Here is a 12,561-nt window from a genome sequence, read left to right as displayed (position 1 = left end):
GGTGCCGCCGTCGGTCTGCTCGGCGTCGTGGCCGGCGGTGCGGTGGTCAGCGCGGTCGCCGCGCCGCTGCTCGACCAGGCCGCATCGCTCGGCGTGGACTTCGGCGCCCTCGCAGAGGGCCTGGACGTCGAGGCGCTGGTATCCGGCGTCGATGTCGAGGCGCTGACGGGCGGCGCCGGGGATCTCCTGGGATCGGCGGGGGACGCGGTGTCCGGCCTCGGAGAGACCGCGACGGGCTGGGGCGACCGCCTGGGCGATCTGGGCGTCCCAGGGATCGGTGACCTGTTCGGGCGCTGACCCTCGGGTCCGGTGCCCCCGCTGGGACTCGAACCCAGACTGAGGCGATTTTAAGTCGCCTGCCTCTGCCATTGGGCTACGGGGGCCGCGTCGCCAGCCTAGCGCCGGCGAACGGCGGCCCCCGCACCCTCTGCGACGCGGTGTCAGGAGGGGTGAACCCGAGTGCGCTCAGGCCGTAGGGTGGGGGAGTGCTCGACCTCACCGATGAACTGAGCCCCGTCCAGGGCGCCGCCGCGGTCGCTCCCGAGTGGGAGGATCCCGGCCGATACTGGCCCCGACTCTCGGCCGCCACGGGCCATCTGCCCGCCCCGGTCGCGGTGATCGACCGGGAGGCCCTCCGCTACAACGCGATGGATCTCCTCGTTCGGTCGGGCGGTCTGCCCATCCGCGTCGCCTCCAAGTCGGTGCGGGTGCGGGAGGTGCTGGATGCCGTACTGCGGCTGCCGGGCTTCCGGGGCATCCTCGCGTTCACGCTGGAGGAGGCGCTGTGGCTCGCCGAGACGCACGACGACATCGTCCTCGGCTACCCGACGGTCGACCGCGCCGCCCTGGAGCGGCTCGTCGCCGATGAGGCCGCGGCCCGACGGATCACCCTCATGGTGGACGATCTGGTGCACCTCGACCTCATCGACAGTGTCGCCGGGCCGGGCTCTCGTCCCGAGCTGCGTGTCGCGATCGACGTCGATGCCTCGTGGCGCTCGCCGCTGCTGGGGCACATCGGCGTGCGGCGTTCGGCCCTGTTCTCCGCGGGTGAGGTGGCCGCGTTCGCGAGGAAGGTCGCGGCCCGTCCCGGGTTCCGGCTCGTCGGCCTGCAGATGTACGACGCGCAGATCGCCGGTCAGGGGGACGACGCGGGTCCGGACGCCCCACTCATCCGTCTCGTGCAGTCGCGCTCGCGGGAGGAGCTGCGCGAGCGCCGGGCGGCGATCGCCGCGGCGGTCAGCGCCGTCGCACCCCTGGAGTTCCTCAACGGAGGCGGCACCGGGTCGCTCGAGTTCTCGGGCAGCGACGAGTCGCTGACCGAGGCGAGCGCGGGAAGCGGGCTGCTCGGCGGGCATCTGTTCGACGGCTACCGCTCGTTCCGCCCGGCCCCGGCCGCCGCGTTCGCGTTCGACGTCGTGCGGCGCCCGGCGGCCGACATCGCGACCGTGCTCGGCGGTGGCTGGATCGCTTCCGGGCCCGCGGTGGCCTCGCGGCAGCCGCTCCCGGTGTGGCCGGCGGATCTCCGCACGCTGCCTCGGGAGGCCGCGGGCGAGGTGCAGACCCCCCTCCGCGGCCCGAACGCCGCGACCCTCGGCGTGGGTGATCGGGTCTGGTTCCGCCACGCGAAGAGCGGCGAGCCGGCCGAGCGGATCGACCGCTATCACCTGGTGTCGGGCGACGAGGTCATCGACGAGCTGCCGACGTACCGCGGCGAGGGGAAGGCGTTCCTGTGACGCGCATCGGCGGCACCTGGCAGAACTGGGGCCGCTCGGCGTCGGTGCGTCCCGTCCGCGTCGAGCGCCCGCGCAGCCCCGAGGGCGTGCAGCGCGCCGTGCGGGCCGCCGCGAAGCAGGGCCTGACGATCAAGGCCGTCGGCGCCGGCCACAGCTTCACCGGGATCGCCGTCGCCCCCGGCGTGCTGCTCGAACTGGACGACCTGCAGGGGCTCGTGTCCGCAGACGCCGCATCCGGACGTGTGAGCCTCCTCGCCGGTACCCGCCTGCACCGGATCCCCGGGCTGCTCGCGCCGTACGGCCTGGCGATGCAGAACCTCGGCGACATCGACCGGCAGTCGATCTCCGGGGCCATCTCGACCGGCACGCACGGAACCGGTGCGACGTTCGGCGGGCTCGCGACCCAGGTCGTCGGCGTCACGCTGATCACGGCCGCGGGCGAGTTCCTCCGGATCGACGAGCAGCACCAGCCCGAGCTTCTGCCCGCGGTAGCCGTGGGTCTCGGGGCCCTGGGCATCATCGTCGAGGTGACGCTGCAGTGCGTCCCGTCGTTCGTCCTGCACGCGGTCGACGAGCCCGTGCCGCTCGACGACGTGCTGTCGTCCGTGCACGAGCGTGTCGCCGCGTCCGACCACTTCGAGTTCTACTGGTTCCCGCACACCGACGTCGCCCTCACCAAGCGGCAGACGCGGCTTCCGGAGTCGACGGTCCGCAAGCCGCTGCCCGTCGTGGGCCGGTGGGTGGACGAGAGTCTGCTCTCCAACGGGGTGTACCGCGTGGTGTGTGCGGCCGGTCAGCTGGTGCCGGCGGCCACGCCGCCGTTCAGCCGCCTGGCCGTCCGGCTCACGGGCGACCGCGAGTACACCGATCTGTCGCACCGGGTGCTCACCCAGAGCCGCACGGTGCGGTTCCGCGAGATGGAGTACGCGATCCCCGCAGACGCGGTCGTCCCCGCCTTCCGCGCGGTGCAGCAGCTGATCGCGGACCGCGGCTGGCGGATCGAGTTCCCGATCGAGGTGCGTTTCGCCGCCGCGGACGACCGCTGGCTCTCCACGGCACACGGGCGCGCCAGCGCGTACATCGCCGTGCATCGCTATTGGCGTGCCGATCCCACGGCGTACTTCGAGGCCGTGGAGCGGATCATGAGGGAGCACGGCGGCCGGCCGCACTGGGGGAAGCTGCACACGCAGGACGCGGAGTCGCTGCGCGCGGTGTACCCGCGGTTCGACGACTTCGTGGGGCTACGGGACCGGCTCGACCCCGAACGGCGCTTCACCAACCGCTACCTGGACCGGGTGCTCGGCGCGTGATGCGGCCGGCGGCTGACGCGCCCAGTCCACGCGCAGCATGCGCGTCTAGGATGAGAGAAACACGAGGAAGGGTGGGGCTCTGATGGAATGGCTCGTGCCGGTACTGATCGTCGTCGGGGTGATCCTGCTCGTCGGCATCTATCTCTGGGCCACATACAACTCGCTCGTGCAGCTCAACGTGCGCGTGGACGAGGCGTGGAGCGGCATCACGGTTCAGCTCAAGCGCCGAGCGGACCTCATCCCCAACCTGATCGAGACCGTCAAGGGCTACGCCTCGCACGAGAAGGCCGTGTTCGAGAACGTCACGCGGGCGCGTGCCGAGACCCTCACCGCGAGCGGCCCCGGTGAGGCCGGCATCGCCGAGGGACACCTCCAGCAGGCGCTGCGCAGCCTGTTCGCCGTGGCGGAGGCCTATCCGCAGTTGCAGGCGAGCCAGAACTACCTCCAGTTGCAGCAGTCGCTGGTCGACACGGAAGACAAGATCCAGGCGGCTCGACGCTTCTACAACGGCGGCGTGCGCGAGCTGAACACCAAGATCAAGGTCTTCCCCAACAATCTCTTCGCGAAGGGCCTGGGTTTCACCGAGCGCGAGTTCTTCGAGGTCGCCGACAGCGGCGCGATCTCCGAGCCCCCGCGCGTGCAGTTCTGACGCACGCCCTCACCACACCGTCAGCCGCAGCCCCTCCGCGGTGAACTCGACGTCGCCGCGCAGACTCCAGTCGTCGGTGCGGTAGCTGGTGGTGCGGGGCGCTCCGTCCTGTCCCGTCCCGGTCACGGTGGCGACGAGCACGCCGCCTGCCGCGGTGAAGCCGTGAGTCGTGAGCGTGACGGTGGGCCGCTGCTCGATCCGATACCGGACCTCGCTCACGTCGCGGAACTCGAGCCCCCACGGGAGCCGGATGCCGCAGCCCGGGGGCGGAGAGGGCGCCGGAGTCGTGCACGCCGTCAGGTGGTCGTCGAGGTGCTGTTGCGCGGCCTCCGTGGCCTCGGGCCGAAGGGAGGCGTCCACCTCGACCGCGGTCGTCTCGCCGGGAAGCACCGTGACCTCGCTGGTCCCGTCGAGCAGAGCGGCCGGGGCCGCCGCGACCGCGTAGGTGCCCGGCAGCAGGACGGTGTCGTCCCCGGCGGGGAGCGTCGCTGCGCCGATCGCGACCGCGGTGCCGGCCGTCGTGCTCGGTGTGACCGCACCGAGCCACGAGCCGTCCACGACCCAGCGACCGTTCACCGCGCTCATCGACAGGGTCACGTCGTGCTCCTCACCGCCGAGTCGGAAAGACACCTCGACGCGCCGGTTCTCGCCGGTCCCGTGGGTCCCTGTCACGGCGGGCCGGGCGATGCGTTCGGTCGCCCCATCGAGCGCCGCGAGCGCCGTCGCGCTGACCTCCGCGCCCGTCGCCTCGACCGCTTTCGGGTCGCCCGACTCCACCGCGTGCAGGTAGGCGAGGGCCGCCTCATCCGGTGACGGCGACCGCAGCGACGCGAACACGATCCAGCCTCCGACGGCGGCCACCACGACCGCCGCGGCGATCGCCGCCGCCCACCGGAGGCGCCTGCTCACGCCGCGCCCTCCCGCTCGTGCACGTGCCGCCGCACCGGTGCCCCGTCGCTCGTCGCCAGGGCGTCGTGCAGCGCGGAGGTGGCATCTCCCCAGCCCGACACTGACACGTGCTCGAGCCCCTGCCACGCGGCGGCGAGCCGCAGTTCCCGCGCGATCGCCTCCGCGTCGTCGGGCCGTGCCTGCGGCTCCCACCACGCCGACTGCACCTGCAGCGTGGAGCCGGCGCGCTCGGCCTTGAGGTCGACCCGCGCCACGATGCGGTCGCCCACCAGGACCGGGAGGGAGTAGTAGCCGTAACGGCGCTTGGCCGCCGGCACGTAGATCTCGATGCGGTAGTCGAGCTCGAAGGCGCGGAGCGCGCGCTCGCGGAACCACACCACGGGGTCGAACGGCGTGAGGATCGCGGCCGCCTCGACGCGGCGGGGGAGAACGGCATCGCGGTGGCGCCACGCGGGGAGCGGGCGACCGGCGCGTTCCCATCCCCGCACGCGCACCGGCAGCAGCTCGCCCGCGTCCTCCAGCTCGGCGATCGCCCTGCCGATGGTGGCGCGGTCTCGGATGCGGTAGTAGTCCGCGAGGTCGGACGTGGTCGCCACGCCGCTCGAGCGGGCCGCGCGGCGGATGAGCTCGCGGATCGCGTCGTCGCGGGAGACGTCGCGCGCGCGGATGTGCTCCGGGATGACGTGCTCCGCCAGGGCGTACGTGCGCTCGAAGCCGCGCCGCCCGCTGACGGCCACGTCTCCCGTGCGCCACAGGTGCTCGAGGGCGAGCTTGACCTCGTCCCAGTCCCACCATGTGCCGCGCTCACGGGGAGCGTCGGCGCGCAGGTCGGCGGGGCGGAGCGGGCCACGGTCGCGCAGTTCCGCCTGCACCCACGCGACCGTGCGGGCGTTGGTGCTGAGCCACGAGTCCTCGCCGGCCCACCGACGGCGGAACGCGTCCATGCGGAACCGCCAGAGCGGCCAGTCCTCGACCGGGATGAACGTGGCCTCGTGAGCGAGGTACTCGACGTAGTGCGTGGTGCGCGACAGGAAGAGCCGGTCGAGCAGGCCCGGATCGTACGCGCCGAGCCGGGAGAACAGCGGCAGGTAGTGCGACCGGGCGAACACGTTGACCGAGTCGATCTGCAGCACTCCGAGCCGCTCCATCACGCGGTGCAGGTGGCGGTTGGAGACGGCAGCGGGTCGCGCGCGTGTGAACCCCTGCGCGGCGAGTGCCATGCGGCGTACCTGCGCGGAGCTGAGGGAGTCGGTCACGCGGCCAGCGTAACGCCGGTGTCGGACATCTCTCTCGCGGGGTAGATGCGCCGAGCGGCATACCGCATGACCGTAGACTGAGGCGATGAGCGAGGACCAGCGACCCCGGCTGCGCGATCTGTTCCGTCCGCGCCCCGTGTCCACCGACCGGACCGTGACCACCGAGGCCGACGAGGCCGTGCCTCTGCCGCTGCGCATCACCGCGAGCTACGCCTGGCGCCTGTTGCTGATCGCGGCAGCCATCGGCGTCTTCATCTGGCTCGTGATGCTGCTGAAGCTCCTCGTCATCCCGCTCATGGTCGCGATCCTCATCACGGCGCTGCTGTGGCCGGCCTTCTCGTGGATGCTGCGGCGCGGCGTGCCGCGCTGGCTCGCGATCGCGATCTCGCTGATCGGCACGGTCGCGATCGTCACGGGTCTCATGTGGCTCGTGGTGTGGCAGGTCAGGGAGCAGCTGCCCGACGTCCAGCAGCGCACCACCGAGGCGTTCGATCAGTTCCAGGTCTGGCTGCACGACGGGCCGCTGAACCTCTCCGACACCCAGATCGCCGACTATCTCCAGCAGGGTCTCGACCTCATCTCCGAACAGGCGCAACTGCTGTGGACCGGCGCCCTCGCGATCGGCACGACCGTCGGTCACGTGGCCACGGGCGCGTTGCTGGCGCTGTTCATCCTCATCTGCCTGCTCGCGGACGGCGCCGGCATCTGGCGCTGGACGCTCAAGGTCTTCCCGCGTCGCGCTCGTCCCGCGGTCGACGGGGCCGCGCGCAACGGCTGGGCGACGATCGTCAACTACGCCCGCACGCAGCTGTTCGTGGCGACGATCGACGCGATCGGCATCGGACTCGGCGCGTTCCTGCTCCAGGTGCCGCTCGCGCTTCCGGTCGCCGTGCTCGTCTTCCTCGGCTCGTTCATCCCGATCGTGGGTGCGGTCGTCACCGGCGCCGTCGCGGTGTTCCTCGCGCTCGTCTACAACGGCCCGTGGATCGCGCTGTGGATGCTGGTGGTCGTCCTGGCGGTGCAGCAGATCGAGGGACACATCCTGCAGCCGATCATGATGGGCTCGGCCGTCAAGGTGCACCCGCTCGCCGTCGTGCTCGTGGTCGCGGGTGGCGCGATGATCGCGGGCATCCCCGGCGCCCTGTTCGCCGTACCGCTGGCGGCGTTCGTGAACGTCGCCGCGGTCACCATCAGCTCGGGCTCGTGGCGCACCGGCGTCGGTCCGAGCGGAGACCTGATCTGGAGCACAGTCCCGCGACAGCGGACACGGAGGAATCGATGAGCCAAGTCCCCAGCCTGACCGAGTTCGAGCACGCCGCTCAGAGTCTGGCTGAGGTGATTTCGCACACGCCGACCCTGCCCTCCCGGGCCCTCTCCGACGCCCTCGGCGCTCCCGTGCTGCTGAAGATGGAGAACCTGCAGCGCACCGGGTCGTTCAAGATCCGCGGTGCGGCGTACCGGCTCTCCCGGCTCAGCGCGGAGGAGCGCTCGCGCGGCGTCGTCGCGGCATCGGCGGGCAACCACGCGCAGGGGGTCGCGCTGGCCGCCCAGGCGCTCGGCATCCCCGCCACGATCTTCATGCCGCTGGGCGTGCCGGTTCCCAAGCTCCTCGCCACGCGCGGCTACGGTGCCGAGGTCGTGCTGGAGGGCGAGACGGTGGCGACCTCGCTGCGCCTGGCCGCGGAGTTCTCCGAGCGCACCGGGGCCGTGCTCATCCACCCGTTCGACCACCGCGACGTCGTGATCGGTCAGGGCACGCTCGGCCTCGAACTGCTCGCCGACGCGCCCGAGGTCGACACGGTCGTGCTCGGCATCGGCGGCGGCGGCCTCATCGCGGGCGTCGCGGCGGCGGTCAAGGCGCGCGCGGCGGAGCTCGGCCGCACCGTCCGGGTGATCGGGGTGCAGGCCGAGAACGCCGCTGCCGTGCCGCCGTCGCTGGAGGCGGGGGAGCCGGTCGACATCGTCACGCGGCCGACCATCGCCGACGGGATCCTGGTCGCGCGTCCGGGCGACGTGCCCTTCGGGATCATCCGCGATCTCGTGGACGAGGTCGTGACGGTGTCCGACGACGACCTGGCGCGCGCGATCGTCCTGCTGCTGGAGCAGGCGAAGGTGGTCGTGGAGCCGGCGGGGGCCGCGGGGGTCGCGGCGATCCTCGCGGGCAAGGTGTCGCCGAGCGGCACGACCATGGCCGTCCTGTCCGGCGGCAACATCGACCCGCTCCTGCTGCAGCGCGTCGTGGCCCACGGCCTCGCCGCCTCGGGGCGCTACCTCACGATCCGGATCCCTCTGCCGGACCGGCCGGGCCAGCTCGCCCGCGTGTCGGAGCTGATCGCCGAGGCGGGAGCGAACGTCATCGAGGCCATGCACACCCGGCACGGCCACGGTCTCCAGATCAGCGACGTCATCCTCGAGCTGAGCGTGGAGACGCGCGGACCGGAGCACTCCGAGCACACGCTCGACACGCTGCGGCGCGCGGGCTTCGCCCCCCTCGTCGTGCTCGACTGAGCCACCCGCGCACACGACAGCGCCCCTCGTCCGTGTGGACGAGGGGCGCTGTGTCGTTCGCGGGGGCTCAGCCCGTGTAGGTCTCGACGTTGACGATCTCGACGCTGATGGCGCGACCGTTCGGCGCCTCGTACGACGACTTCTCGCCGACCTTGAGGCCCAGGATGGCCTGTCCGAGCGGGCTCGCCTCGCTGTAGACGTCGAGGTCGCTGCCCGCCGCGATCTCGCGGCTGCCCAGCAGGAAGACCTCTTCGCCGCCGGCCACGACCGCGGTGACGACCGTACCGGGCTCGACGATGCCGCGGCTGGCGGGCGCCTCGCCGACCTTCGCGGTCTTCAGCAGGCTCTCCAGGGTGCGGATGCGCGCCTCCTGCTTGCCCTGCTCGTCCTTCGCGGCATGGTAGCCGCCGTTCTCCTTGAGGTCGCCCTCCTCGCGGGCGGCCTCGATGCGCTTGGCGATCTCGTCGCGGCCGACGGTGGAGAGGTGCTCCAGCTCGGCGACGAGCCGGTCGTACGCTTCCTGCGTGAGGAACGGAACCTGAGCGTCCGTGGACATGACGAAGCTCCTTCTATCGGGATCCCGCCGAGCAACCGCGGGGGATATGCCAAGACGCCCCGGCACGGGCCGGGGCGTCGTCTGTCTGCCCCCAGTCTAGGCGACCCAGCAGGTGTTCACCAAACCTGTCGTGGCCTCCGCGACCGTGGGGATGCGCTCCGAACGGGTCTGCGAGTGACGATCCGTGGCGGGGAGTTCGACGACCTTCCAGCCGACCACCCCGAACTCCTCGTCGAGCGCCTCGAGCACGCAGACGACGTCCTTGCCCTGCACGCCGGTCACCTGGAAGCGCACGTCGACCGCGTGCTCGTCGACGAGCTCGAAGCCCAGGTCGTCGGCGTCGACGGAGCTCATCGACTGCGCGACCGTCATCCAGGCGAAGGCGCCGACGACGACCAGGGCGATCGCTCCGGCGATGATCCAGGGGAGCCGGCGGCGTCGGGTTCGGCCGTAGCGTTCGTCGAGCTCGGTGGCGGTCGTCACAGGGAGGGTCTTCCGGTCGTTAGGCTGGTGATACCAGGTTATGCGACCTGCGTACGAAAGGCCGATTCATGCGTGCTCTGTCCGAGACTCCGATGCCCACGCCCTCCATGACCGTGGCGCCGGAGGCCGTGACCCCGGGGTTCGTCGGCTTCGCCGCGATCGTCGTGGTGGTCCTCGCGGTCATCCTGCTCATCTGGGACATGAACCGCCGCATCCGCCGCGTGCGGTATCGCGAAGAGGTGCGCGAGGAACTGGATGCCGAGCAGGCCGCGCAGGCGGCGCAGGCCGGACCCGACGCGGACGACGCGTCGACCGCGGCGCCGGAGGACGCGAGCGACGACGGGCGTCCGGACGGCCGCTGACGCCTCACCGCGGCGTCACGGGGCGCCGAGCGAGGGGGAGAGCGGCTCCAGCGCGATGAGCAGGCACGCGGTCCAGTGGCACAGGAACGCCAGCACCGTGCACACGTGGAAGATCTCGTGGAAGCCGAAATGGCCGGGCCAGGGGTTGGGCTTCTTCAGCGCGTAGACGATCGCCCCGCCCGTGTAGAGCAGGCCGCCGACGATCACCAGCACCATCATCGCCACGTTCGCGTTGAGCAGGTCGACGATGTACATCACCGCCGCCCAGCCCAGCAGCAGGTAGAGCGCGACATACAGCCACCGGGGCGCGTTGATCCAGAAGACGCGGAACAGGATCCCGAGGAGGGCCCCGCTCCACACCAGGATCAGCAGGAGCGCGCCCTTGTCCGGGGGAAGGGCGAGCGTCGCGATCGGCGTGTACGTGCCGGCGATGAGCAGCAGGATGTTCGCGTGATCGATGCGCTTGAGGATCACCTTGACCCGCGGCCGCCAGTTGAAGCGGTGGTACATCGCCGAGTTGCCGAACAGCAGCAGCGACGTGGCCATGAAGACCGCCGCGGCCCACTTGGCCGGCGCGCCGTGCGACAGGACGATCAGCACCACGCCGGCCGCGATCGCCACGGGGAACGTGCCCGCATGGATCCACCCGCGCCAGGTGGGCTTGATCTCGGTCGCCGCATCAACGGCAGCCGCCTCGAGGAGCGGCAGTTTGGGGACATCGGTGCCGGGCTCGTCGGAAGTGCTCACGCCCTCACTCTAAGCCGCGTCGCATGCCGTCGACGGCACATGCCCGCGGGATCCGCACGCCGCGCGCCGGCGCACGGCAGGGTAGCGTAGGTGGGTGATGTCACGCGAGAGCCCGGGCCGCGGGCCGCTGTACCGGCTGTACACCAGCCGGCTGCGTCGTCACCTCGATCCGGCCTCCGTTCCGCACCACGTGGCCATGATGATCGACGGCAACCGTCGCTGGGCGCGCCAGCTCGGCTTCGCCACCCCGGCGGAGGGACACCGCGCCGGTGCCGCCAAGATGCACGAGTTCCTCGGCTGGTGCGACGAGCTCGGCGTGCGGGTCGTCTCCCTCTACCTGCTCTCCAGCGACAACCTGCGCAAGCGCGACTCGGCGGAGCTCGCGGATCTCATCGAGATCATCGCCGAGCTCGCGGAGGCGCTGTCGCAGGAGGGCAACTGGCGGGTGCAGCACGTGGGCCGCTCCGACATCCTTCCCGCGGAGCTCGCGGCCGTCCTCGCCGCTGCGGAAGAGCGTACGAAGGACCACACCGGGCTCCATGTGAACCTCGCGGTCGGATACGGCGGTCGCAACGAGATCGTCGACGCGGTGCGCAGCATCATCACGAAGCACGAGGCCTCCGGCGGCACGATGGAAGACCTCGCCGCACACCTCACGCCCGAGATGATCGGCGAGCACCTCTACACGGGCGGGCAGCCCGATCCCGATCTCGTGATCCGCACCAGCGGAGAGCAGCGCCTGAGCGACTTCCTGCTGTGGCAGAGCGCGCACAGCGAGTTCTACTTCGTGGAGGCGCTCGGCCCCGATCTGCGCCAGGTCGACTTCCTCCGCGCGATTCGCGACTATGCCGACCGCGACCGCCGCTTCGGTCGCTGAGGCCGTGGCACCGCACCGTGCCACAATGACGACGTGAGCGCACTCGAGGACTACGTCGGCACGTTCGACACCGAACCCGGCTACCTGAACTGGGCGGCCTTCGGACCCCTCTCGCCCTCGGTGCGCGAGGAGGTGTTCGCGGACGCGGATCTCCTCGCGAGCGGGCGACCGTCGTCCCTCGCGCTCGTCGCGGAGCGCATCGGCCAGGCGCAGGAGACGGTCGCGGAGCTGCTGGGAGCGGACGCCGCGGACGTCACCCTGCAGCCATCCTCCACGCACGGGCTGCAGCACGCGCTGTACGGCCTCACCGGCACCGTCGTCGCGTCCACCGCGGAGTTCCCGAGCGTCAGCCTCACGCTGGAGCGCGCATCGGCCGCGTCGGACCGGGCCCTGACGCCGCGGTGGATCACACCCGCCGACGGCCGGGTCTCACCGGAGGCCGCGGCCGCGGCGCTGGACGACGAGGTCACCGCGCTGGTCGTCAGCCACGTCGACTTCCGGACGGGGTACCGGGTCGACCTCGCGGCGCTGCGCGACGTGCTCGGGCCCGACCGGCTGCTGATCGTGGATGCGGTCCAGTCGTTCGGCATCGTCGACGTGGACTACACCGCAGCCGACGTGGTGATCGGCCACGGCTACAAGTGGCTCAGAGCGGCCAGGGGGAGTGGCTTCGCCTGGTTCTCTCCGCGCGCCAGAGAGCGCATCACCCCGGTCCTCTCCGGTATCACCGGCACAACGGCGACCGGGCTGGTGGTCGACGCGCTCCCCGGTCCCGCCGAGTCCGCGCGCGCCTACACCGTCAGCGTGCCCGACACCCTGGCTGCAGGGCGCCTCGCGATCGGAGCACGCGACGTGCGCGACGCCGGGGTCGCGGCGATCGAGTCGCGGCTCGCGGAGCACGTCGACACCGTGATCGAGATCGCGGACCGACACGGCATCGAGGTCGTGTCGCCGCGCGAACGTGAGCACCGCGCCGGCATCGTGGCCCTCGCGCCCGAGGAGCCCGCGCGACTCGCCGCCGCCCTCGCGAACGCCGGCATCGTCGTGACCGCCCGCGGATCGTCGATCCGGATCGCGCCCCACGCCGGGACCGACGCCGAGACGCTCCGCCTGCTGGACGAGACCCTGCAGGCGTTCGGCCAGACGACGTTCATCGGCTCTTAATATTCGC

General features: G+C 71.6%; 13 protein-coding genes, 1 tRNA gene and 1 pseudogene. 9 read left to right on the top strand and 6 right to left on the bottom strand.

The genetic code is table 11. The features are described from left to right. Positions 1–297 (top strand): annotated as a pseudogene (locus DW309_RS19310) (hypothetical protein); the annotation flags it as partial. 13 nt (positions 298–310) lie between these two features. Here DW309_RS19310 and DW309_RS03795 read toward each other — a convergent pair. Further along, a tRNA-Leu gene (locus tag DW309_RS03795) sits at positions 311–383 on the bottom strand. Between the two features lie 102 nt (positions 384–485). On the opposite strand from DW309_RS03795, the gene DW309_RS03790 reads away from it, so the two are divergent. From DW309_RS03790 to DW309_RS03780, 3 genes are all read left to right on the top strand, one after another. Continuing rightward, positions 486–1,733: an alanine racemase gene (locus DW309_RS03790; protein WP_136044602.1), complete on the top strand. Its 1,248-nt coding sequence runs from the start codon at positions 486–488 to the stop codon at positions 1,731–1,733. Next, a complete protein-coding gene (locus tag DW309_RS03785; RefSeq protein ID WP_136044601.1) occupies positions 1,730–3,043 on the top strand; it encodes an FAD-linked oxidoreductase, L-gulonolactone oxidase family in 1,314 nt (437 codons plus the stop codon). Before DW309_RS03790 ends, DW309_RS03785 begins: the two co-directional genes overlap by 4 nt. Before the next feature lie 82 nt (positions 3,044–3,125). After that, positions 3,126–3,692: a LemA family protein gene (locus tag DW309_RS03780; protein WP_136033446.1), complete on the top strand. Its 567-nt coding sequence runs from the start codon at positions 3,126–3,128 to the stop codon at positions 3,690–3,692. 9 nt (positions 3,693–3,701) lie between these two features. On the opposite strand, the gene DW309_RS03775 is transcribed toward DW309_RS03780, so the two are convergent. Further along, on the bottom strand, positions 3,702–4,601 hold the full coding sequence (locus DW309_RS03775; protein WP_136044600.1) for a hypothetical protein: 900 nt from the start codon (positions 4,599–4,601) through the stop codon (positions 3,702–3,704). Continuing rightward, positions 4,598–5,857, bottom strand: coding sequence for a winged helix-turn-helix domain-containing protein (locus tag DW309_RS03770; RefSeq protein ID WP_136044599.1), 1,260 nt, complete (start codon positions 5,855–5,857; stop codon positions 4,598–4,600). Before DW309_RS03770 ends, DW309_RS03775 begins: the two co-directional genes overlap by 4 nt. 85 nt (positions 5,858–5,942) lie before the next feature. Between DW309_RS03770 and DW309_RS03765 the strand changes: the two genes are divergently transcribed. Together DW309_RS03765 and ilvA are read left to right on the top strand one after the other, a co-directional pair. Further along, positions 5,943–7,139 (top strand): AI-2E family transporter, encoded by a 1,197-nt coding sequence (locus DW309_RS03765; protein ID WP_136033452.1) that lies wholly within the window; start codon positions 5,943–5,945, stop codon positions 7,137–7,139. Next, positions 7,136–8,365: a threonine ammonia-lyase gene (ilvA, locus tag DW309_RS03760; protein WP_136044598.1), complete on the top strand. Its 1,230-nt coding sequence runs from the start codon at positions 7,136–7,138 to the stop codon at positions 8,363–8,365. The genes DW309_RS03765 and ilvA overlap by 4 nt, the downstream gene beginning before the upstream one ends. A 67-nt stretch (positions 8,366–8,432) precedes the next feature. On the opposite strand, the gene greA is transcribed toward ilvA, so the two are convergent. Next, complete coding sequence (gene greA / locus DW309_RS03755; RefSeq protein ID WP_136033456.1) at positions 8,433–8,921, bottom strand: transcription elongation factor GreA; 489 nt, start codon at positions 8,919–8,921, stop codon at positions 8,433–8,435. Positions 8,922–9,017: 96 nt separating this feature from the next. After that, entirely contained in the window at positions 9,018–9,404 is a 387-nt protein-coding gene (locus tag DW309_RS03750) for a DUF4307 domain-containing protein (RefSeq protein ID WP_136033458.1), read from the bottom strand. A 92-nt stretch (positions 9,405–9,496) separates the two neighbouring features. Between DW309_RS03750 and DW309_RS03745 the strand changes: the two genes are divergently transcribed. Continuing rightward, on the top strand, positions 9,497–9,766 hold the full coding sequence (locus DW309_RS03745; RefSeq protein ID WP_308194352.1) for a hypothetical protein: 270 nt from the start codon (positions 9,497–9,499) through the stop codon (positions 9,764–9,766). Between the two features lie 15 nt (positions 9,767–9,781). Here DW309_RS03745 and trhA read toward each other — a convergent pair whose 3' ends face one another. Beyond that, entirely contained in the window at positions 9,782–10,513 is a 732-nt protein-coding gene (gene trhA / locus DW309_RS03740; protein WP_136044597.1) for a PAQR family membrane homeostasis protein TrhA, read from the bottom strand. A gap of 97 nt (positions 10,514–10,610) precedes the next feature. Between trhA and DW309_RS03735 the strand changes: the two genes are divergently transcribed. Next, a complete protein-coding gene (locus tag DW309_RS03735) occupies positions 10,611–11,390 on the top strand; it encodes an isoprenyl transferase (RefSeq protein WP_136036906.1) in 780 nt (259 codons plus the stop codon). Positions 11,391–11,423: 33 nt separating this feature from the next. Next, positions 11,424–12,554 (top strand): aminotransferase class V-fold PLP-dependent enzyme, encoded by a 1,131-nt coding sequence (locus DW309_RS03730; protein ID WP_136044596.1) that lies wholly within the window; start codon positions 11,424–11,426, stop codon positions 12,552–12,554. Positions 12,555–12,561: the final 7 nt, after the last annotated feature.

It is taken from the genome of Microbacterium sp. K41, from assembly GCF_004794395.1.
Taxonomy (GTDB): domain Bacteria; phylum Actinomycetota; class Actinomycetes; order Actinomycetales; family Microbacteriaceae; genus Microbacterium; species Microbacterium sufflavum.
The sequence above is the reverse complement of the archived record's forward strand: the minus strand, read 5'-3'. Positions and strand labels throughout refer to the sequence as shown.

Bases quoted from the DNA above. Each gene is read 5' to 3' on its own strand.
- DW309_RS03780 (WP_136033446.1), top strand. From the start codon at position 3,126: ATGGAATGGCTCGTGCCGGTACTGATCGTCGTCGGGGTGATCCTGCTC.
- DW309_RS03765 (WP_136033452.1), top strand. From the start codon at position 5,943: ATGAGCGAGGACCAGCGACCCCGGCTGCGCGATCTGTTCCGTCCGCGC.
- ilvA (WP_136044598.1), top strand. From the start codon at position 7,136: ATGAGCCAAGTCCCCAGCCTGACCGAGTTCGAGCACGCCGCTCAGAGT.
- greA (WP_136033456.1), bottom strand. From the start codon at position 8,921: ATGTCCACGGACGCTCAGGTTCCGTTCCTCACGCAGGAAGCGTACGAC.
- DW309_RS03745 (WP_308194352.1), top strand. From the start codon at position 9,497: ATGCCCACGCCCTCCATGACCGTGGCGCCGGAGGCCGTGACCCCGGGG.
- DW309_RS03735 (WP_136036906.1), top strand. From the start codon at position 10,611: ATGTCACGCGAGAGCCCGGGCCGCGGGCCGCTGTACCGGCTGTACACC.